Source organism: Vermiculatibacterium agrestimuris (genome assembly GCF_943193085.1).
GTDB classification, from domain to species: Bacteria; Bacillota; Clostridia; order Oscillospirales; family Oscillospiraceae; genus Vermiculatibacterium; species Vermiculatibacterium agrestimuris.
Window position 1 is genome coordinate 1 of record NZ_CALPCU010000031.1, and the last position, 20,597, is coordinate 20,597.

The 20,597-nt window shown below is 61.0% G+C and carries 23 protein-coding genes; 5 read left to right on the forward strand and 18 right to left on the reverse strand.

Going from position 1 to position 20,597, the window contains the following annotated elements:
- Nucleotides 1-93: 93 nt before the first annotated feature.
- From NFR87_RS09275 to NFR87_RS09285, 3 genes are all read right to left on the reverse strand, one after another.
- Nucleotides 94-1,449 carry an ABC transporter substrate-binding protein gene (locus NFR87_RS09275; protein WP_251449087.1) on the reverse strand — a complete coding sequence of 452 codons (1,356 nt, stop codon included), beginning with the start codon at nt 1,447-1,449 and terminating at the stop codon, nt 94-96.
- 159 nt (nt 1,450-1,608) lie between these two features.
- Complete coding sequence (locus tag NFR87_RS09280; RefSeq protein WP_251449088.1) at nt 1,609-2,469, reverse strand: MurR/RpiR family transcriptional regulator; 861 nt, start codon at nt 2,467-2,469, stop codon at nt 1,609-1,611.
- A 10-nt stretch (nt 2,470-2,479) separates the two neighbouring features.
- Nucleotides 2,480-3,685, reverse strand: coding sequence for an AGE family epimerase/isomerase (locus tag NFR87_RS09285; RefSeq protein WP_251449089.1), 1,206 nt, complete (start codon nt 3,683-3,685; stop codon nt 2,480-2,482).
- A gap of 199 nt (nt 3,686-3,884) precedes the next feature.
- On the opposite strand from NFR87_RS09285, the gene NFR87_RS09290 reads away from it, so the two are divergent.
- Together NFR87_RS09290 and NFR87_RS09295 are read left to right on the forward strand one after the other, a co-directional pair.
- The gene (locus tag NFR87_RS09290; protein ID WP_251449090.1) at nt 3,885-5,261 is read left to right on the forward strand and encodes an ROK family protein; all 1,377 of its coding nucleotides are present in this window, start codon (nt 3,885-3,887) and stop codon (nt 5,259-5,261) included.
- On the forward strand, nt 5,262-5,933 hold the full coding sequence (locus NFR87_RS09295) for a GDSL-type esterase/lipase family protein (RefSeq protein WP_251449091.1): 672 nt from the start codon (nt 5,262-5,264) through the stop codon (nt 5,931-5,933).
- Between the two features lie 139 nt (nt 5,934-6,072).
- Here the strand turns inward: NFR87_RS09295 and NFR87_RS09300 are convergent, their stop codons facing one another.
- Nucleotides 6,073-6,417, reverse strand: coding sequence for a flavodoxin family protein (locus NFR87_RS09300; RefSeq protein ID WP_251449092.1), 345 nt, complete (start codon nt 6,415-6,417; stop codon nt 6,073-6,075).
- Nucleotides 6,418-6,431: 14 nt separating this feature from the next.
- Nucleotides 6,432-6,977: a flavodoxin family protein gene (locus NFR87_RS09305; RefSeq protein ID WP_251449093.1), complete on the reverse strand. Its 546-nt coding sequence runs from the start codon at nt 6,975-6,977 to the stop codon at nt 6,432-6,434.
- Between the two features lie 125 nt (nt 6,978-7,102).
- Between NFR87_RS09305 and NFR87_RS09310 the strand changes: the two genes are divergently transcribed.
- Nucleotides 7,103-7,444 (forward strand): winged helix-turn-helix transcriptional regulator, encoded by a 342-nt coding sequence (locus NFR87_RS09310; RefSeq protein WP_251449094.1) that lies wholly within the window; start codon nt 7,103-7,105, stop codon nt 7,442-7,444.
- A gap of 181 nt (nt 7,445-7,625) precedes the next feature.
- On the opposite strand, the gene NFR87_RS09315 is transcribed toward NFR87_RS09310, so the two are convergent.
- The 3 genes from NFR87_RS09315 to NFR87_RS09325 all read right to left on the reverse strand — a co-directional run bounded on the left by NFR87_RS09315 (nt 7,626) and on the right by NFR87_RS09325 (nt 10,554).
- Nucleotides 7,626-9,089 (reverse strand): hypothetical protein, encoded by a 1,464-nt coding sequence (locus tag NFR87_RS09315; protein WP_251449095.1) that lies wholly within the window; start codon nt 9,087-9,089, stop codon nt 7,626-7,628.
- A 5-nt stretch (nt 9,090-9,094) separates the two neighbouring features.
- Complete coding sequence (locus NFR87_RS09320) at nt 9,095-9,568, reverse strand: RNA polymerase sigma factor (RefSeq protein ID WP_251449096.1); 474 nt, start codon at nt 9,566-9,568, stop codon at nt 9,095-9,097.
- A 98-nt stretch (nt 9,569-9,666) separates the two neighbouring features.
- Nucleotides 9,667-10,554, reverse strand: coding sequence for a DNA/RNA non-specific endonuclease (locus tag NFR87_RS09325; protein ID WP_251449097.1), 888 nt, complete (start codon nt 10,552-10,554; stop codon nt 9,667-9,669).
- Nucleotides 10,555-10,659: 105 nt separating this feature from the next.
- Here NFR87_RS09325 and NFR87_RS09330 point away from each other — a divergent pair, with 105 nt between their 5' ends.
- Together NFR87_RS09330 and NFR87_RS09335 are read left to right on the forward strand one after the other, a co-directional pair.
- On the forward strand, nt 10,660-11,277 hold the full coding sequence (locus NFR87_RS09330; protein ID WP_251449098.1) for a DUF624 domain-containing protein: 618 nt from the start codon (nt 10,660-10,662) through the stop codon (nt 11,275-11,277).
- 89 nt (nt 11,278-11,366) lie between these two features.
- Entirely contained in the window at nt 11,367-12,044 is a 678-nt protein-coding gene (locus NFR87_RS09335; protein WP_251449099.1) for a hypothetical protein, read from the forward strand.
- Nucleotides 12,045-12,107: 63 nt separating this feature from the next.
- On the opposite strand, the gene NFR87_RS09340 is transcribed toward NFR87_RS09335, so the two are convergent.
- From NFR87_RS09340 to NFR87_RS09385, 10 genes are read right to left on the reverse strand one after another with little or no spacing between them, the layout of a single operon-like run.
- A complete protein-coding gene (locus NFR87_RS09340; RefSeq protein ID WP_251449100.1) occupies nt 12,108-12,743 on the reverse strand; it encodes a bifunctional 4-hydroxy-2-oxoglutarate aldolase/2-dehydro-3-deoxy-phosphogluconate aldolase in 636 nt (211 codons plus the stop codon).
- 18 nt (nt 12,744-12,761) lie between these two features.
- On the reverse strand, nt 12,762-13,718 hold the full coding sequence (locus tag NFR87_RS09345; protein ID WP_251449101.1) for a sugar kinase: 957 nt from the start codon (nt 13,716-13,718) through the stop codon (nt 12,762-12,764).
- A gap of 13 nt (nt 13,719-13,731) precedes the next feature.
- Nucleotides 13,732-14,532, reverse strand: a complete 801-nt coding sequence (locus NFR87_RS09350; protein ID WP_251449102.1) for a gluconate 5-dehydrogenase — start codon at nt 14,530-14,532, stop codon at nt 13,732-13,734.
- Between the two features lie 16 nt (nt 14,533-14,548).
- The gene (kduI, locus tag NFR87_RS09355; RefSeq protein WP_251449103.1) at nt 14,549-15,391 is read right to left on the reverse strand and encodes a 5-dehydro-4-deoxy-D-glucuronate isomerase; all 843 of its coding nucleotides are present in this window, start codon (nt 15,389-15,391) and stop codon (nt 14,549-14,551) included.
- A 12-nt stretch (nt 15,392-15,403) separates the two neighbouring features.
- A complete protein-coding gene (locus NFR87_RS09360) occupies nt 15,404-15,766 on the reverse strand; it encodes a VOC family protein (protein WP_251449104.1) in 363 nt (120 codons plus the stop codon).
- A 31-nt stretch (nt 15,767-15,797) separates the two neighbouring features.
- Complete coding sequence (locus NFR87_RS09365) at nt 15,798-16,559, reverse strand: SDR family NAD(P)-dependent oxidoreductase (protein WP_251449105.1); 762 nt, start codon at nt 16,557-16,559, stop codon at nt 15,798-15,800.
- A gap of 13 nt (nt 16,560-16,572) precedes the next feature.
- Nucleotides 16,573-17,586 carry a zinc-dependent alcohol dehydrogenase gene (locus NFR87_RS09370; RefSeq protein ID WP_251449106.1) on the reverse strand — a complete coding sequence of 338 codons (1,014 nt, stop codon included), beginning with the start codon at nt 17,584-17,586 and terminating at the stop codon, nt 16,573-16,575.
- Nucleotides 17,587-17,618: 32 nt separating this feature from the next.
- Entirely contained in the window at nt 17,619-18,593 is a 975-nt protein-coding gene (locus NFR87_RS09375; protein ID WP_251449107.1) for a C-terminal binding protein, read from the reverse strand.
- 55 nt (nt 18,594-18,648) lie between these two features.
- A complete protein-coding gene (locus NFR87_RS09380; RefSeq protein ID WP_251449108.1) occupies nt 18,649-19,989 on the reverse strand; it encodes a TRAP transporter large permease in 1,341 nt (446 codons plus the stop codon).
- 16 nt (nt 19,990-20,005) lie between these two features.
- Nucleotides 20,006-20,524 (reverse strand): TRAP transporter small permease, encoded by a 519-nt coding sequence (locus NFR87_RS09385; RefSeq protein ID WP_251449109.1) that lies wholly within the window; start codon nt 20,522-20,524, stop codon nt 20,006-20,008.
- Between the last annotated feature and the right edge of the window lie 73 nt (nt 20,525-20,597).

Genomic DNA, 20,597 nt, shown 5'->3' on the forward strand with positions numbered 1-20,597 from the left:
ACTGGTATTGCTGGGCTTGGGATGAGCGCGGGGGGGGGGGGGGGGGGCGCGCTAACCCTTCAAATTTCAGGCTCGTTCAGCGGTCTATTTGGTTTAGCCGCCGATGGCCTCCGCGGCGTACTGGGCAACGACCTCAGAGACGTCGGCGCCCTCGCCCACCTTCTGGAGCATGGTCCACCAGGAGGTACGGGCCTGGGCCCAGTTGGTGGTGACCTGGTAGTAGTCGCCCAGCAGAGGCATCAGGACGTTGTACTCGGCCATGATGGCGTTGTCGGCCCAGATGTTGGACAGGTCGGCGCCCTCGGCGGTGTTGCGCACGGCGAAGTAGTTGGCGGTCTTCACGGCGTCAGCGGTGTGCTCGCTGTCGCACATGTACTTAATGAACTGCTTGGCAGCGGCGATCTTGGCATCGTTGCCGTTGTCAAAGATACCGAAGCCCCAGATACCGCCCTGCAGCTTGGCGTTGCCGTCCTCAGAGGGGAAGGCCATGAAGGCGATCTCCTCGCCGGAGACAGTCTTGCCAGCGCCGGTGCCGGCCGCGTTGGGATCGAGCTGCTGGGCAATGTTCCAGCAGAAGGCCATCTTCAGCGCGCCCTGATAGAACTTGGCGATCTCGTCGCCGCCGGCCAGGGAGGCGTCGTACTCGATACCATTGGTGTCGCGCAGCTTCTCAAGGGCCTGGACGTTCTTGGGATCGTCCCAGGTGTAGGCAGTGTGCTCGGCATTGGTAAAGGTGCCGCCGTAGAGGTTATTGACCAGGGCCCGGGTGCCCTGGTCACCGCCCTGACCGGCGCAGTATACAGCGCCGACGGTCTGGCCGAAGTGGGCGTAGAGGGCGTCAACAGCCTTGAAGAAGTCCTCGGTAGTCCAGGTGTGGGTCTCCAGATCTAAGTACTGGTCAGCGCCGGCGGCCTTGAAGGCGTCCAGGTTGACAGCCATGCAGTGGGCGGTCATGACCAGGGGATACTCATAGATAGAGCCGTCGGTGTCGGTGCAGGCGGCCATAGCGGCGGCGTTGATCTCCTTCTTGTCGGTGTCGTCCACCAGGTCGTTCAGCGCCACCATGTGGCCGTTGGCGCCCCAGTTGGCCACCAGACGCTCGGGGCCTTCCATGATAAGGTCGGGGGCGTTGCCGGCAGAGAGGGCGGAGTTGACCTTGTCGTCGCCGTCAGCGTAGGCCAGGTACTCCACGGTGACAGCGATGCCGGTCTCGGCGGTGAAGGCGTCGGTGAGAGCCTTCACCTCAGCCTCCTTGCCCCAGTTGCCGATGGGGTAAGTCCACAGGGTGATGCTCTCCGCACCGGCGGGCTCAGCGGCCTGAGACTGGGCGGGCTCAGCCGCCTTGGACTCCTCGGGGGCGGGAGTGGTGGCGGAGCCGCCGCCACAGGCGGCCAGGCCCAGGAGCATGGAGCCAGCCAGCAGCAAAGAGACGAGCTTGCTTCTTTTCATGGTGTTGTCCTCCTCATTTTTGATGGTTTTTGACCTGAGTTTTCCAAGGTCGTTGTATAAATTGTACAATTCTTCCATTGGTTTGTCAATAGGGTTTGAAAATAATTTTTATGAACCGCTTTTTTTGAAATTTCTTTCGTTCCCCACGACAGTTCCCTCTCACAGGTGTTTTTCGCCCAGCGCTTCCGCCACCTGCTTTCTCCGGGCGCGAATGGTCTCCATATCCCGGCGGCTGACCTCGCTGAAGAGCACATCCACCAGGTAGAGCTGCGCCATGCGGGCGGCCACGGAGCCCAGCTGGAGGGGGCCCTCATTGGAGCCGCACTCCAGCACCACATCGGCCAGCTCCGCGCCGGGGGATTTGGGGTAACGGGTGACCAGGATGCACTTCACGCCCCGCTGTCTGGCGATCTTCAATATCTCCAGCAGATCCCGGGTGGCGCCGGAGTAAGAGAAGTAAAAGATCAGATCCTCCTGTGTGAGCAGTGCCGTTCGGATGGCCTGGGTGTGGGAATCCGCGACGGCATAAAAATTGGGCATGGCGGTGGCGAAGAGATGGGCGGCCTCCTGGGCCAGGAGCATGGAGCCGCCCTGGCCCATGCACAAAACCCGCCGAGCCGACAGCAGAAGGTCGGCGGCCTTTACGATGTTCTCCGGACGGATGAGCCCCAGGGTCTGGTTCACCGCCTCCACATCGGCGGCGCAGATCTTCCGGCACATATCCTCCACGCTGTCCTCCGGCAGCACCTCTCCCGACAGGGGGTTGGCGCTGCCGGCCTGGATGGCGGCAGTGGAGTTGGCCACCGCCAGCTTGAAGGCGTTATAGCTCTTGTAGCCCAGCCTGCGGCAGAAGCGGGACACCGTGGCCTCCGCCACCTCCGCGGCCTGGGCCAGCTCGGAGATGGACATGAACTGGCTCTCCCGGCGGTGGGCGGTCACATAGTCGGCGATCTTTTTTTCCGAGGCGGTGAGCTGGTAGTATTCATGGTTGATCTTGTCAAACACACTGCCAAACGACATAGACCCTCCCTTACGCGCGGGAAATGAGCTCATCCAGCATCTTGTCACACATGGTGAGCGCCCTGGGCAGATGGAAGGGGCCTTTGAAGGTGGAGCCCTTGGTGGAAGGCATGGTGGGCTTGCCGTCCCGGCGGAGGTAGCCGTACCACTCGCCGTACTCGGGGTCGGCAAAATGCGCCTTGCAGTAATCCAGGGTCTTCTCAAACCACTGGAGGTACTTCTCCTCCCCGGTGTCCCGATAGAGCATGAGGGAGGCGATCAGGATCTCGTTGTGGGGCCACCAGAGCTTCATGTCGTGCTCATAGGCCTCCGGGGGCTTGCCCAGGCAGTCGATAAAGTAGAGCAGTCCTCCGTACTCCTTGTCCCAGCCGGCCTCAATGGCCCAGTCGAAGATCTGGGCCGCCTTGCCCACCAGGGCGTCGTTGCCGGTGCGCTTGGCGTGCTCCAGCAGGAACCAGACCCCCTCGATGTCGTGGCCGGGGTTCACCGTGCGCCCCTCGGTGTAGTAGAGCCGGGGGTTGCCGTCCACGTCCACATTCTCCAGCAGGCACTTCAGTTCCGGCTTCACGTGGTACTTAAAGATCTCGTCCACGCACTGGTTCGCCCGCTCCTCATAGAGGGCCGCCCGCTGGGGATCCACCCGCAGGAGGGTAGAGGTGACGTTGAGGATGATCATGGGGGTGCCGAAGGCCCGGCCGGTACGGGTCTCCGGGATGGTCTTGGGGCCCAGGCCGGTGGGGTCGGGCTTTCCATGGGCCAAATCCCAATAGAGGTCATAGGCCCTTCTCGCCCGCTCCAGACAGGCCGCCTCTCCGGTCACTCCATAATACTCCGCATTGGCCAGGGCATAGAACGCCTCGGAAAAATAATACCGGCGCTGGCGCAGGGGCTCACCTTGGGCGGTGACGGTGAAGTACATCCGTCCCCCGGCCTTCTCGTTGATGCAGTGGGCCTCCATAAAGTCCAGGCAGCTCTTGGAGGCGGCCAGCCACTCCGCCTTGGCGCCATAGAGATGGCACAGCCAGGCGAAGATCCAGCCGCACCGGCCCTGCATCCAGACGCTCTTGTCGGTGGAGTAGATCTCCCCCTTCCTGTCCAGGCAGGTATATACGCCGCCGTTCTCCCTGTCCATGCCGTGCTCCAGCCAAAAGCCCACACAGCGCTCCAGTTCCTCCTGGATCCACTTCTGATGGCTTTGCAGTCGGGCCTTGTCCATAAAAATTCCACCTTTCCACATTGGCTTTTTGGGGATTTTGCTACCCTTATGCCCATATCATACCCGCAGAGAGCCCCCCCGTCAAGAAAATAATTTTCAAAAAGCTGAAAATTTGCTTGACAGATGAAAAAAAGCTGGTAGCCTATAGGGTAGGATCATGTTATGCCCCGTTCCACCAAAAAGAAGGAGGAATCCCACCATGCAGCATCTTGGCATTCAGGTCAACGTGAAAAACGTCCCCGAGCTGGATAGAGGATTTATTCCCCTGCTCCAATTTGACCGGGCCTTCCTGGCCGGGGCAAAGCAGCCTCTTGACATTGCCGTGGAGCGCTCCGGCGGCCAGGTGGCCGTCTTCCGCACCAAGATCCACGCCACCGCCGATATGGCCCAGGCCGATCTTTACTACGTAGAGCGGATCGTCAAGACTATGCTGTGGCTCTACGGCGGCTTCAAGGTCTATCTCACCGACCGCGCCCTGTGTGAGAAGCTTCGGGGCATCTACGCCAAGGGCGGAGAGCAGTTTTTCGACTTCGACTATATGGCCAACGTCTTCGAGCACCCCTTTGAGGTGGTTCATTGCGAGGCCGTCCCCCAGGAAAAGGGCGACCCCAAGGCCATCGGCCGCCACCTGGAAGGCTGCCGCATCGGCTTCGACGCCGGCGGCAGCGACCGGAAGGTCTCCGCTGTCATTGACGGCGAGCCGGTGTTCTCCGAGGAGGTGGTCTGGTTCCCCAAAACCAACTCCGACCCGGACTACCATTATGACGGTATCGTCGCCGCGCTCAAGTCCGCCGCCGGGCACATGCCCCGGGTGGACGCGGTAGGCGTCTCTTCCGCCGGCGTGTACATCAATAACCGCACCATGAACGCCTCCCTCTTCCTCCAGGTGCCCAAGGCCGACTTCGACGCCAAGGTCAAGGACATCTATATCCGGGCCATCACCGACACCTTTGGAGACGTCCCCTACGCCGTGTGCAACGACGGCGACGTCTCCGCCCTGGCGGGGGCCATGAACCTGGGGGAGAACAACGTGCTGGGCATCGCCATGGGCACCAGCGAGGCGGTGGGCTATGTGGACAGCGAGGGCCGCATCACCGGCTGGCTCAATGAGCTGGCCTTCGTCCCGGTGGACGCCTCTCCCGCGGCCATGCGGGACGAGTGGAGCGGCGACATCGGCTGCGGCGTGAAGTACTTCTCTCAGGACGCCGTTATCAAGCTGGCCCCCGCCGCCGGCATCACACTGGATGAGAACCTCTCCCCCGCCGAGAAGCTGAAGGCCGTTCAGAAGCTCATGGAGACTGAGGGCTCCCCCGCCGAGGCCATCTACCGCTCCATCGGCGTATATCTGGGTCACTCCCTGGCCCTCTACCACACCTGGTACGGCTTCCGGCACGTGCTGCTCCTGGGCCGGGTCATGTCCGGCCGGGGAGGCGACATCATCCTGGCCGAAGCCAAGCGGGTGCTGGCCGATGAGTACCCCGAGATCGCGGGGCAGATCAATGTAGCCCTGCCCGACGAAAAGTCCCGCCGGGTGGGTCAGAGCGTGGCGGCCGCCTCTCTGCCGGAGGTCAAATAAATGAAAAAACATATCGTCTGCCTGGGCGACTCCAATACCCATGGCTACTGCGCCGATCCCGCCGACTGCGCCGACAGCGCTCTTCAGCGGTTCAACGAGGAGGAGCGGTGGACCCAACTGCTCCAAAAGGCCCTGGGAGAAGAGTACCTGGTCATCGAGGAGGGCCTCAGCGGCCGTACCACCGTCTTTGACGATCCCCTCTACGAGCACCTGGCCGCCCTGGACTACATCTGGCCCTGTCTGAAAAGCCACGAGCCGGTGAGTCTTCTCATCATCATGCTGGGCACCAACGACGCCAAAGAGCGCTTCGGCATGAACGCCTATGCCATCGGCCTGGGAATGAAGCGGCTGGTGCAGAAGGCCCAGACGGTGGAGTGCTGGAGCGGCGGCAAGCCCAACATCCTCATTGTCGCGCCCCCCGCCATCGGCGAGGGAGTGCTCACCTCCCCCGCGGCCGACGAGATGGGTACCATGGGGCCCTCCTGTGTGGAAAAATCCAGGAAGCTGCCCGGAGAATACCGCCGGGTGGCCCAGGAGACGGGCTGCGCCTTCCTCTGCGCCGACGAGGCCGGGTGTGAGTTCAACCAGGTCGACTTTATGCACCTGACCCGGAAGGGCCACGCCCAGTTGGCCGAGAAGCTCTCCAAGCTGGTACCGGGGCTGCTGGGCTGAGCCACCGCCTTCGGGCAAACGGCAAAACCGTGTGTTGTCAAAAAAGTGGAGCTGTCGACCCTCTTCGGGCCGGCAGCTCCACTTTTCTATCTTTTCAGACCCTTCGCGATTGCGATCAAGCTATCTAACCGCTCTTCACTTAGCCCCTTTGCCGCATCCATAAGCTCATGGGCCTTTCCGTCTCGGTGTCGAAAAATTCTCTAAGGATGGGATGGCCGAGAAGGGGACTGGCAAGCACAATCACATCGCACTCCCGCACCACAGGATAAATTTTATTCATGTCGTCCCGCTGAACGCAGGGACACTCTTTGCTGCTGTGTCCACCAAAGCACCCCTTACAGCCGTGGATATTCATACTGTCCAGGAAAAACTCGGTTACAGTATGGCCGGCACTCTCCGCACCCTCGGTGAACGCTTTGACCAGCGCGGAGGTATTACCATTTCTGCGGGGACTACCATTGAGAATGACAATCTTCTTGGACATGGTATTCTTCCCCCTTAAAATTTCTCCGCCAGAGCAGCCGCTTGTTTACAGCCGTCTGTCTTTTCAATGTCACCGATATTCAGGACGCCCGGAACAAGAACCTCTCCAACCATCTTCCATTTCATTAGTGCGGCAGAGCGTTCTATGGGGACGCGCACACCGTCAAAGACGGACATATCATCTTCTTCACAACAGGCGATCACTGCACACTCTTTCCCTGCAATATCTTTTCCACCTACTACAAAAGAGAACAGGCGGTCAACGACCCCTTTAATTTGCGCAGGGATGGAATACCAATACACAGGCATAGAGAAAACCACAGCATCGGCCTCCAAAATAGCGGGAGCAATCGTATTAAAATCATCATCAAAGGAGCAGGCTTTTCCTGTCCTAAAGCAAGTCTCGCAAGCCCGGCAGCCCCCCACATTTTTCAGCGCAGCGTCAAAACGGGTAATAGTGTGTCCTTTGGCTTCTGCCGCTTGAACAAATGCCTCGGTCATAGCAAAGCTATTGCCTTTCTTTCGAGGACTGCCGGTAACAACAACAATTTTTTTGCTCATGCAAAGCACCTCCTGATTTTGCGGGCTTGACTTTCTCCGCACCCGATAGTATTATTTTAGCAAGAATTAAAGCAAAATCAAGTACGCACATATAAGTGCAATACTAACCCGGAGGAAAGCGTACTATGAATGAACGCTGTATTTCGCAAGAGTGTCTCAATGATACTGGTTTTAGCTACACCCTGTCTTTAATCAGTGGGAAATACAAAATGATAATCCTTTATACCTTGATGGAATTTAAGGTCGTTCGTTTCAATGAGATGAAAAAATATATTGGGAGTATTTCTTATAAGACACTGAGCTCCACGCTAAAAGAACTAGAAGCAGATCAACTGGTACATAGGGAGGAATATCCCCAAATTCCACCCAAGGTTGAGTATAGTTTAACGGAACGCGGGAAGTCTCTCATGCCTCTTTTAGATGAAATGTGCGATTGGGGTGAAAAAAACAGACTTCTGACCACGTAATTGGCGGCAAGCAAGGTAAGTGTATGGACACTTGCGATTTTTGCGCCTCTCTTTGGAGCGCTTGGCCACCTGTTCATAGTCATTGCGTAATATGGTCGCTGATTTTAGCGCCATAGAACCTTTCCTCTCAACAAAAGAAAGGCCGCGAGCGATAAACCCGCTCGCGGCTTTTCTTTTCCTCTTATCCCAGGGTGGCCTCCACCAGGGCCCAAACCTGCTGGGCGCTGATGCCGGAGCAGTCGTAGCCCACCACTGTGCCGTTGTCGTGGAGCACATAGAAGTGGCAGATCTCTCCGCCGGTGTCGTGGTCGTTCATCCGGGCCTTCACCACCTCCAGGGACATATCCTCTACCCGGAAGGCGGGCTTGTAGAAGGCCATCCGGTACTCCTCGGGGACGGTGTCCGAGATGGGGCCGTCATAGAGCCGCCAGTCGTAGCTCTCGGGCACGCTCACGTCCACCAATTGATCGTGGTAGTAGTCGGCGCTGTCCCCCTCGGGAAGGTGGACGTCGATCTCCACGTTGTCGTACCCCTTGCTCCAGCGGACGAAGAGGTAGTTGTAGTTTTCCTTCTGGTAGCTGAGCCGGCCATAGAACTCGCTCCAGTTCACCGGGGCGGTCTGGGGCAGGTAGGGGGCAAAGTCGGCCCGTTCCCGGGCCTGGGCCAGAGTGTCGAAGGAGGCTTCCTCCCAGACAGGGATATTGTCATTGTGGGCAATGTGGTCGAAATAGCACCTGCTGTCCGTCCACTGGGCGGCGCGCATGACAAAGCAGGCGTGGAAGAACTTGGCCCTCTCAGCGGCCTTTTCCTCCCCCTCCCCGGCGTCGCTGTGGGCGCTGCGGAAGCGGTAGCCATAGCCGTCCACCATAAACTCGCTGGTGCACACGTAGTCGGTGAGGCCGTCCCCGTTGCGGTCGTAGACATGGTAATAGGAGGTGACCTCCACCCCGTTCACGTCCACGCTCTCCCCGTCCGGGTCGACCAGACACTGGGGAGGCAGGCGGCCAGGGGAGACCTGGAGTTCGAAGGTGTCCAGTCCCTTGGAACCGTAAACCGTGAGCATCCAGAGCCCGCCCGTTCCGTCGTAGGTGGCGCCGGCCCGGACGGTGTAGCCGTCCCAGCCCAGCACCCAGGGCAGGTCGGTGTCGGGATCCAGGTCGGCCGGCTTGCCCTGGGGGCCCCAGAAGATCTTCTGGAGATCGGCCAGGGTCAGCTCCACGAAAAAGCTGCCGTCGGGCAGGGCAATGGAGGCGGCCACCTCGTTCATCCCCTCCTGAAAGTTCAGGGCAGGCATGGCGTAGAAGTTGAGCCGCTCCTCGGTGGGGCTGTGGATGAGGAAGCCGTCCTTGGGGGTCGCCGCCGGGTCGGTAGTACTTTCATCGGGCGCCAAAGTGGGCTCAACGGCCAGGATGTCCTCCGGCCCACTCCCGTCGCTCACCGCCACCGGTGAGGTCGCCGCCGGGGGGCTGGTGTGCCACCAGCCGCTGCCCAGGCCGAAGATCAGGGCGGCACAGGCCGCCAGAGCGCCGAATTTCATATAAATACCTCCTTTTTTCTTCTGCTTTGGCGCCTCCAGCGCCAGAAGCCGGGCGTGGAGATCCGGGGAGACCTCCTGCCGGGCCATATAAGTCTCATAGTATTCCATCCCGTTCACTCCTTCCTGTCCCCCAGCAGAGCGCGCAGCCGTTCCCTGGCCCGGGAGAGCCGGGAGCGCACCGTCCCCTCCGCCACGCCGGTGATGGCGGCGATCTCACGGGTAGACCAGCCCTCGTAGTAAAAGAGGTGAATGGCACACCGCTCCTCCGGGGGCAGCTGCCACAGCTCCTCCAGCTCCTCCCGCTCCCGCGGCTCCGGGGCCGGAAGGGTCTCGGGCAGCTCCACCACCTGCCGCCAGGAAAGGCGCAGGCGGCTTTTGCAGCCGTTGACCAGCACCCGCATGAGCCAGGCGGCGGGGTTTTCCAGGTCTGCCGGGGCTTTTTCCAGATATTTTACAAAGGCGTCCTGCACCGCGTCCTCCGCCTCCTGGGGATCGCCCAGAATGGCCAGAGCGGCCCGGTACAGCCGGTTTTCGTTCTCCTCGATCAGCTTCGCCCATTCCACCGGCCGGTTGGATGTGTGGGCCATGGTCTCACCTCCTTCTGCTCATATGACGCTTGAGAGGGGCAAAATGTTGCAAAAAAGGCCGCCGAAATTTCGGCGGCCTTTTTCGGGATCGTCCTCCCTTATGGCTTACACTGGCCGCAGGGCTCGTAACCCATCTCCAGCAGGGCGGCGCGGGAACCGCTGTAGTCCTGGCGGTTACCTTCGCTCATGGAGGCCACCCCCGAGCAGTTGGGAAGGTGGAATTTCTTGCTTTTTATATTGAGCACGTATTCCCCCTCCTCATCGGGCCCGTCAGTGGGGATGGCCCCGCCGGGACCGGGGCCGGCCTTCGCAGGCGCCTCTCCCTCCAGGGCGCTCTCCCCGGTGGTGTAGTCGATCTCCACCCCGGGCTGGACGTTATAGACGAACACGTGGAAGCAGACTCCCTCCCCTCCATCCTCCACCGACAGGGCCTCCATCTCCACGCCGGAGGCCACTAGATCCATGTCGTGGTAGATGGGGGTGACCCGGTAGAGCACATGGTTGCCGGTCTCCTTCACATAGTCCGCCACCTGACCTTCAAAAGGGAGCATCCCGTCCACATTCATATACCGGGTGCCGGTGATGAGATTGAGTTCGTTGGCGTTCTCTCCGGTGAGCTGCCAGCCGATGAGGTGGCAGCGGTTATAGAGATATTTGCCGTCCACGCAGTCGTACTTCACCGTCTGCCAGCCCGAGGGCTTCACCTGGCCGATGGAGCCCCGCTCTTCCGTGGGCATGGTCTCCGGCCCCACGTTGGCATAGGCCGCGCCGCACCGGCCGAAGTAGTCCAGCTGGCTGTACCGCTCAAAGGCAGTGGAGGTCTTGTCCCCATCGGGGAAGCTGGGGGTATTCTCCTCCAGGATCACATAGGGCTCCCCGGCATAGGCGGGCAGCTCGTCCAGGGTATAGGAGGGGGCCTGCTGGGCCGGGGCGCAGGATACCAGCAGGCAGAGCAGAAGCAGCAGGGCGGTCATCCGGCGTTTCATGGGCATTTCTCCTCTCAATTCAGGTTGAGGCCGGGCATGGACAGCGAAGGGGAAGTGTGATATGATAACAAAAACTGATCCAAGCAAAAAAGGAGGTCTTTCCCGGTGTTCGGAAACTTTTTCAGCGCCGACAACCCCTTTTTCCTCCCCTTTGGAAAGCTGGTGGACGTGGTCTGTCTCAGTCTTTTGTGGGTGGTGTGCTCCCTGCCCATTGTCACCCTGGGCGCCGCCACCGCCGCACTTTACGACGCGGCGGCCCGGTGTGTCCGCGGCGGCCAGAGCGGGCCCTACGCCCGGTTTTTCAGCACCTTTAAGGGGAGCTTGAAGGCGGGTCTTCCGGCGGGGCTGCTGACGGCCGCCGCCGTCTGGGGCCTCTACCGTCTCCACCACTTTCTCTATCTTCATGCCCTGGAGCGGGGGCTTTGGTATGGGATCTATTTCTTTTTCTGGGTGCTGGCCCTGGTCTTCATCGGGGCCATGGGCTATGTCCTGCCCGCCCTGTCCCGGTTCGAGCTGGGCTTCGGCCGGCTGCTGGGCAACTGCCTGCGCCTGGCCATGGCGCATCTTCCCTCCACGGTGGGGCTGGGTCTTCTGCTGACGGCGGCGTTTATCCTCTTCTATGACTTCCCCCTCATCGCCATCTTCTGTCTGCCCTGTCTGGCGGCGCTGGGGGCCAGCCTTTTTCTGGAGCGGATCTTCAGACCCTTTATGGGGGAGAACTAAACCCTTTTCCTCTATTATAATGCCAACCGGACGAAGCCGCAAGCTTTGACAGCTTTTCCGCACAAACGGCCGAAAAAGGAGCGAGCATCATGGACTACGAGGCTCTCTACATCGCCCAATCGAAGCATTTCGACGCCCCCTTCCTCAAGGGCTTTTCCTTCGCCAACGAGTGGCGCAACGAGTGGAAGCGGATCCTGCGCGCCGCCGCCCGCGCCCCCGAGCTCTACCCTGTCCAGCGGCCTGAGGCGGTCTATTCCCTGCCCCACAGCTTCTATGATACGCAGATCCTCTTCCAGTTCGACCGGGACAAGCTGTGGGACTGGTTCCAGCGGGACGGCAGGCTGAAAGAGCGGCGGGTCTTTCTTCCGCGGGAGCTGAAGATGAACGGCGACGGGGAGGTGGGCATCAAGGATTCCCAGCTCACCTGGGATCCCGACGCCCCGGAGCCCACTGTGGATCCCGCGGGCAAGGAGATCTTCGCCGCCTCCCTTCCCGGCCTGCCTCCCCCGCTGCGGGTGGTCTATGGCGGGCAGCGGGTGGAGCACTGCTTCACCGGCTGGAAAAAGAACAAGTTGCCCATCCACCTCATCCAGGCGGAGTTTACCCCCGCTTTTCTGGGGGATTCCTTCCAAGTGGCCTTGTACCTCTTCTGGATGGACGTGTGCATCCTGTCGGAAAACTGTATCAAGCTCAAGGAGAAGGACTTAAAACCGTTGCTCCACATCTTCCGACCCTCCTCCATGCTGACAGTGAAGGGTCTGAAATAGGGGAAAAAGAGAGCCACCGTGATTCCACACCGGAATCACGGCGGCTTTTTTCACGCTTTGTTTTCAGCCTCGAACGGAGTCGCGCAGGTCGGCGGCCTCCCGGGCCAGCTTTTCGATCTCGTCGAATTTCTCCGCCTCCAGAAACTCCATGGGCACGATCCAGGTGCCGCCGCAGGCCACCACGTTCTTCAGGGACAGGTAGTCCTTGGCGTTGCCCGGCTTCACCCCGCCGGTGGGCATGAACTTCATCCCGGCGTAGGGCCCGGAGAGGGCTTTGAGCATCCCCACGCCCCCCACCACCTCGGCGGGAAAGAGCTTGACCATCTTCAGCCCCTCCCGCATGGCCGCCTCCACCTCGGAGGGGGTGGCCGTGCCGGGGATGACGGGGATGGTGTGCTTGTTGCACCAGCGGACGGTGTCCAGGTTCAGGCCCGGGCTGATGATGGCCTTGGCTCCGGCCCGGACGGCCTCCTGGGCGGTCTCAGGGGTGAGGACGGTGCCGGCGCAGACGAACATGCCGGGCACCTCCCTGGCGATGGCCTCAATGGAGCCGGCGGCAGCCTCAGAACGGAAGGTGATCTCCGCGGCGGGCAGACCGCCGTTCATCAGGGCCTTGGCCAGAGGCACGGCGTGCTCCGCCTTGTCCATTTTAATGACGGGGACGATACCGACCTTATAAAGGATCTGCTCCATATCCATGGATATCTCTCCCTTTCCTTACGCCTTCTGCTTGTTCTCCGCCATGAACTTCTCCAGCTCAGAACGGGTGGGAAGGCCCTCGTTATCACTGACGTGCATGATCTGGATGGTGCCGATGGCCCCCGCCCGCTGGACAGCCTGCTCCAGGGAGAGGCCCTCCATCAGGGCGCTTTCCAGGCCGGCGGCAAAGCCGTCCCCGGCGCCCACGGTGTCCACGATCTCCTTGGGGGGATAGGCGGCAGTCTTGAAGGAGCCTTCCCGGGTGAAGGTCTCGGCGCCGTCGGCGCCGGTCTTCACCACCACGGTCTTGGCCCCCAGGTTCAGATAAAACTCCCCGATGACCTTGGGATCCTTGCTCCCGCAGAGGGTGAGGCCCTCGTTCTCCCCGGGCAGGACGTAGTCCGCCAGGGCGCACATCTTGTTGATCTCCTCCACCATCTTCTCCTTACTGCTCCACAGCTGAGGCCGCAGGTTGGGGTCAAAGAAGATGGGGATGCCCGCCTGACCGGCCGCATCCATCAGGTAATAGGTAGTGGCCAGGGCGGTCTCGGAGGTGGCGGGAAGGATGCCGCTTAAATGGATGGCGTCCCACTTGGTGAGATCCACGCCCTTCACATCCTCCACCGAAATGGTGGAGGCGGCGGAGCCCGCCCGGAAGTAATAGATATCCGGGTCGCCCTGGCTGGTCTTGCTTTTCAGCATAAAGCCGGTGCGGTGGTGGGGGTCGATCTGGGTCAGGGAGGTGTCGATGCCGTTTTCATTCATACAGTTGATGATCTGCCGGCCAAAGGGATCCTCTCCCACCTTGGTCAGGTAGCCCACGGTGTGGCCCAGCCGGGTCAGACCCACAGCCACGTTGAACTCAGCCCCCGCTACGGAGGTGGAGAAGTGCTTGACCTTCTCCAGCTTGGCCTCCTCCTGAGCGATGAACAGGCCCATGGGCTCGCCCACCGTCAATACGCGTTTTCCGGTCATTTTCCTCCCCTCCTTACGGCTGCTTGCCGATATAGGCCAGGATGCCGCCGTCCACGTAGAGGATGTGGCCGTTGACGAAGTCGCTGGCCTCGCTGGCTAGGAACACGGCCGGGCCCATCAGATCCTCAGTGGTGCCCCAGCGGGCGGCCGGGGTCTTGGCGATGATAAACTGGTCGAAGGGGTGACGGGAGCCGTCGCTCTGCCGCTCCCGGAGGGGAGCGGTCTGGGGAGTGGCGATGTAGCCCGGGCCGATGCCGTTGCACTGGATGTTGGCCTCGCCGTACTCCGAGCAGATGTTCCGGGTGAGCATCTTCAGGCCGCCCTTGGCGGCAGCGTAGGCGGAGACGGTCTCCCGGCCCAGCTCGCTCATCATGGAGCAGATGTTGATGATCTTGCCCTTGCCCTTTTTCAGCATGCCGGGGATGACCGCCTTGGAGACGATAAAGGGGGCGTTGAGATCCACGTCGATGACCTTGCGGAACTCGTCGGCGGACATGTCCAGCATGGGGATACGGCGGATGATGCCGGCGTTGTTGACCAGGATGTCCACGCTGCCCACGTCCTTCTCGATCTGGGCAATGAGGGCCTGGACGGCCTTCTCATCGGTGACGTCGCAGACATAGCCGTGGGCGGCGATGCCCGCCTCCTTGTAGGCGGCCATGCCCTTATCCACCAGCTCCTGGTTGATGTCGTTAAAGACGATGGTGGCGCCCACATTGGCGTAGGCGGAGGCGATGGCAAAGCCGATGCCGTAGCTGGCGCCGGTGATGAGGGCCGCCTTGCCGTCCAGGCGGAAGCTCTTTTCAGAAATCATGATACATACTCCTCTCTCACCGCAGGTCGGGCACGGCAATGTTGTCCATATCGTCGAACTCCTTGTTCTCGCCGCCCATGGCCCAGATAAAGGTATAGTTGCTGGTGCCGCAGCCGCAGTGGATCGACCAGGAGGGAGAGATCACCGCATCGAAGTTCTGCATCACCAGGTGGCGGGTCTGCTGGGGCTGGCCCATGAAGTGCATGACCACATTGTCCTTGGGCAGGTTAAAATAGGTATAGATCTCCATGCGCCGCTCGTGGGTGTGGCAGGGCATGGAGTTCCAGACGCTGCCGGGGGCCAGCTGGGTCAGGCCCATGCACAGCTGGCAGGTCTCCAGCACATCGGGGTGGATAAACTGGTTAATGACCCGCTTGTTGCAGGTCTCCTCGCTGCCGCAGGGGCGCTTGTTGGCGTCCTTGATGGAGATAAAGGTGGTCTTGCAGGGTTTGTGGGCGGGGGCGGAGACCAGATAGAACCGGGCGGGATCCTTCCCGTCCTTGCTCTCAAAGGTGACCTCCTTGGTGCCCATGGAGATATAGAGGCAATCCTGGAAGCCCAGGTCATACTTCACCCCGTCGGCCACGATGGAGCCCGCGCCGCCCAGGTTGAACACCCCGGCCTCCCGGCGCTCCAGGAAGTAGTGGGTGCCGAAGTTGGCCCACACGTCGATGCCCTGGTCGATGCTCACCGCCTTGGAAACGGGCAGGATGCCCAACACCACCATACGGTCCACATGGGAGTAGACCGCCTGGACGGCGTCAGGCTGATAGAGGTTCTGGATCAAAAACTCGTCGCGCAGCTCCTCGGTGGTATAGCGCTGCATATCCTTGGGGCCAGTGGAATAGCGAATGTCCATATCTGCTCCCCCTCAGCCCTTCTGGGTCAGATGGATGCGGAAGCCGGCGATGTCCTTGGCGAAATAGATGACCCGGATCTCACCGCCGGGGCCTTTATTGGCAGTGGACATATCGAACTCGATGCCCTTCTCCTTCAGGTAGGCCATGGCCTTCTCCGTGTTGGTGGTGCGGATGGCGATGTGACCCAGCTCGCCCAGGAAGGGGCTCTTCATCACCTCAAACTCATCCTTGCCCACAAAGTAGCTGCCCTCGGTCTCCCGGCAGGCAAAGCCAAACAGGCTGCACAGCAGCTCCGCCGTGGCCTTGCCCTCGGCGGTGTCGGTCTGATTGATGCCGATATGGGCCAGTTCAAAGCCCAGTTCTTTTACGTCCATTGGTAAAACTCCCTTCTGCGTAGTGGTCTTCTTATTTGGCCAGGTAGCCGCCGTCCACGGGAATGACGGCGCCGGTGACATAGTCGGAAGCGGCGCTGGCCAGGAAGATGGCCAGGCCCTTCATGTCCTCCGGGGCGCCCCAGCGGTGGGCGGGGATGCGGCCCAGAATCTCCTTGTTGCGGCCCTCGTCGTTGATGAGGGCGGTATTCATCTCGGTGGCCATGTACCCGGGAGCAATGGCGTTGACCTGGATGTTATGGCCCGCCCACTCGTTGCTGAGGGCCTTGGTCAGCTGGGCCACGCCGCCCTTGCTGGCGGCGTAAGCGGGGACGGTGAAGCCGCCGAAGAAGGAGAGCATGGAGGCCAGATTGATGATCTTGCCTCCCCCCTGCTCCAGCATTTTCCGCCCCGCCAGCTGGCACAGGACAAACACGGCGTTGAGATTCACCCCGATGACGGTGTCCCAGTCCTCCAGGGTAAAGTCTTCGCAGTGGTTGCGGCGCTGGACGCCGGCGTTATTGAGCAGAATGTCGATGCCGCCGCCCAGCAGGGAGACGGCCTTGTCAAAGAGGTTGGGGATGCCGTCCCGGTCGGACAGGTCGCCCTGGAGCCCGGTGACGTCCAGGCCCTTGGTGCGGAGGCTCTCAGCCGCCTTCATCACCGCGTCGCTGGAGCCCAGGATGACCACCTTGGCTCCGGCCTCGGCAAGTCCTTCGGCCATGCCCAGGCCCAGGCCCCGGCCGCCGCCGGTGACCAGGGCCCGCTTGCCGGTCAGATCAAACAGATTTGTCATTTCCATGCCCTCCTCAGTCAAACCGGAACATGACCTTCACCGCGCCGGTTCCCTTGGTGGTGCAGAGGTCAAAGCCCTTCTGGGCCTCCCCGGCGGGCAGCACGTGGGTGATGACCCTCTCGTAGTTGGGATCGGCGCCCACGATCTTGGTGGCCAGGGCGAAGTCCTTCTTCCGGTAGACCCGGGTGAAGAGGATGTCGCACTCCTTGGCCATGCCCTGGAAGAAGGGCATGCTGGCGGGCTTGGCGTAGGAGGCCACCACAAAGACATGGCCCTTCACCTTCACCGCGTCCAGCAGTACGCTGGCCACAGGCTGAACGCCGGCGCAGTCGAAGACCCAATCGTAGCCGTCGCCACCGGTGCGGGACTTGCAATACTCGCCCATGGGGCCCACCTTGGTGGGATCCTGCACCTCAAAGCCCATGTCCCGGGCCATCTGAGCCCGGGCGGGGTCGGTCTCCATCATCACCAGATCCTGGCAGCCGAACACCCGCAGGGTCAGGGCCACCACCATGCCGATGGTGCCGCAGCCGAAGACCACCGCGTTGTCGCCGGGGGTGTAGCCCTGCTCCCGCAGGGCGTGGACGGCTACGGCGGCGGGTTCCACGAAGGCGCCCAACTTAAAGGAGATGTTGTCGGGCAGGGGGATGACGCTGTCCACCGGCACGGCCACGTACTCGGCGAAGCCGCCGTCGCAGTCGATGCCCAGCAGTCCCAGCGTGTTGCACACGTGGCCGTTGCCCTCCCTGCAGGGGGTGCAGTGGCCGCAGGAGAGCAGGGGATAGACGGTGACCCGGCTGCCCTTGGGCACACCGGGAACATTGTCGGACTCCAGCGTGCCGGAGAACTCATGGCCCATGACCAGAGGGGCCTTGGCACGGGGGTGGAGCCCCTCGTAAATATGCAGATCGGTGCCGCAGATGCCCGCGTGGGACACCTTCACCATGGCATAGCCCTCTTTCAGTTCCGGCTTGGGGAGATCCTTCACCGCAAGCTTGTTGGGGCCTTCATAAACGATAGCCTGCATGGAAAACATGCCTCCAAACTATTTTTGTCAGATCACTTTTTCGGGGTGTTCACCGGATAGTGCACCGGCTCACCCTTCAAAAAGCGCACGGTCTCCTCGGCGCACTTGCGGTTGAGCTCCACGGCGGACTCCTCGGAGTACCAGCCCATATGGGGGGTGACCACCACATTCTCGTGCTGAAAGAGGGGGCTGTCCTTGCTCAGGGGCTCGGCGCACACCACGTCGATGCCTGCGCCGGCCAGCTTCCCGGAGGACAGGGCCCGCTCCAGGGCTTCCTCGTCCACCAAACCGCCCCGGGCCACATTGAGGAAGTAGGCGCCCTCCTTCATCTTGGCGAAGGCGGCGTCGTTCATCATCCCCTTGGTCTCAGGGCTGAGACCGCAGTGGAGGGAGAGGATGTCCGCTTGGGCGAGCACCTCATCCGCGCTCTTTTTGAACTCGATGTAATCAGGGGCCTGGAAGCCGGGCTTGCCGTAGGCGGCGTCGTAGGCGATGACCTTGCAGCCCAGGGCGTACACACGGTGGGCGAAGGCCTGGCCGATGCGCCCGGCGCCGATGAGGCCCACGGTGCGAGTGGACAGGCGGTGGACGGGCACGGCCTCGATATAGTTCCACACCCCGGCCTTGGTCATGTTGCCGATCATGTGGACTTTGCGGGTCAGCGAGAGCATCAGGCCAAGGGCCTGGTCGGCCACCTCGTTGGTGCCGTAGTCGGGCACATTGCACACCTGCACGCCGTACTCGGTGGCGTCGGCCAGGTTCACATTGTCCACGCCCACGCCGTAGCGTACGATGAACTTCAGGGTGGGGATGGCCTCAAAGATCTTCTTATCCATGCGGGTGTACTGGTTGAGGAAGCACACCGCGCCCTGGCACTGCTCGATGACCGCCTCCTGGGTAGTGCAGTGGAGCCACTTAAAATCCATACCGGCGGCGTCAAAGACAGCCTTTTCGGTCTCCACGTCCTTATGGTCGCAGTCACAGATGATGATTTTCGGATTTTCCATTGGAATAAGTCCTTTCATCAGGCAAATATCATTTTAGGAGGAAGTTGGACGAAATTCAGCCCACAAAGAACATATTGAAGCCGGCGGGCAGGCTCACCAGGCCCAGGGCGTTGGGGATGGCCATGGACAGGAAGGGGATGTAGGTGACCAGCAGCAGGCTCACCAGCACCACGCCGAAGTAGGGCAGCAGCATCTTGATGACCTGCTCGATCTTCACGTTGGCGATGCGGCAGCCGGCGAAGAGGATGGCGCCCACGGGAGGCGTCAGGGTGCCCACGCACAGGTTCATGACCATCATCAGGCCGAAGTGGACGGGGTGCATCCCGAAGGACTGAACGATGGGCAGGAAGATGGGGGTGAAGATGAGCACGGCGGGGGTGGGATCCATGAAGGTGCCCACGATGAGCAGCACCACGTTCATGATGATGAGCAGCACGATGGGGCTGGAGCTGACGCCCAGCATGGCGCTGGAGATGAGCTGGGGGATCTTGGCGAAGGACATGACCCAGCTCATGATGGAAGAAACGCACACCAAAAATTCGATGACGGCGGTGGTCTTCACGGTGGACAGCAGGATACCAGGCAGATCCTTGACCTTGATGTTCCGGTAGATGAAGCCCAGGATCAGGGAGTAGGCCACGGCGATGGCGGAGCCCTCGGTGGCGGTGAACCAGCCTCTGAGGATACCGCCGATGACGATGACGATCATCAGCAGGCTGGGAATGCCCTCCCACAGAGCCTTCAGGGTCTTCTTCACGTCGTACTTCTCGGTGGAGACATAGCCCCGCTTATGGGCCATGACGCCGGCCACGATCATACAGCCGATGCCCCAGAGGATGCCGGGGACATAACCGGCCATAAAGAGGGCGGCGATGGATACGCCGTTGGCCACGGTGGCGTAGACGATCATGATGTTGCTGGGGGGGATCATCATGCCGGTGGGGCCGGAGGCGATATTGACGGCGGCGGAGAACTCATGGGAGTAGCCCTCCTCGTCCTCCATGGGGCCCAGGATGCCGCCCATGGCGGAGGCGGCGGCCACGCCGGAGCCGGAAATGGCGCCGAAGAGCATGTTGGCCACGATGTTGGTCTGGGCCAGGGCGCCGGGGAGCTTATGGGCCACGATCTTGGCGCAGCCGATGAGCCGTTTTGCGATACCGCCTGTATTCATCAGGTTTCCTGCCAGCACGAAGAAGGGGATGGCCAGCAGGGAGAAGGAGTTGGCGCCGGTAAAGCACCGTTTGGCGGCCGTGGTCATCGCATTGCCAAAGGGCAAAATGACCATAATGGCGGCGGAAGCGCCCAGGCCGATGGAAAGGCCGATGGGGAAGCCCAGCATCAGGGTGATGACGATGACGACCACCATGATAAGGGCGGCAAGCATTGCTTGATCCATAAGTCAGTTACCTCCCTTACACAACGCTCTTGGCGTCCTGGCTGCCGGTGCTGCCCTTTTTATAATTGTCAACGGCCAGGAAGCAGTTATAGACGGCATAGAACAGGGTAAAGACGCCGGAGATGGGGATGGCGGAGTAGATCACGCCCATGGGGATGCCCAGGGCGGCGTCGGTGGTGGTCATCTGCTGACCGGCGATCAAGAAGCCGCCATAGCCGAGCACCACGGCGGCGAAGAGCACCAGGCAGATGTTGGTGAGGATCTCCACCACCAGCAGGGCCTTGCCCTTCATCTTGTCTTTGAACACGGTGATGTCCAGATGCTCCTTCAGGCCGAACACGTAGGCCGAGCCATACATGATCATCCACACAAAGAGGTACTGGGAAATGGCCTCAGAGTAGGCGCTGGGGGCGTTGAAGATCTTCCGGGTGATGACCTGGTAGACCACGAGGACGGTCATGATCCCCAGGATCACAATACACATGACCTCCATGATCTTGTCGATCACCCGCTTGATCGAGGTAAGCGCTTGCATACAGGAACCTCCTTTTTCTCGCTTTTGCTCTTTATCAGAAGAGGCCCGCAGGATCCTGCGGGCCTCGCTCTGT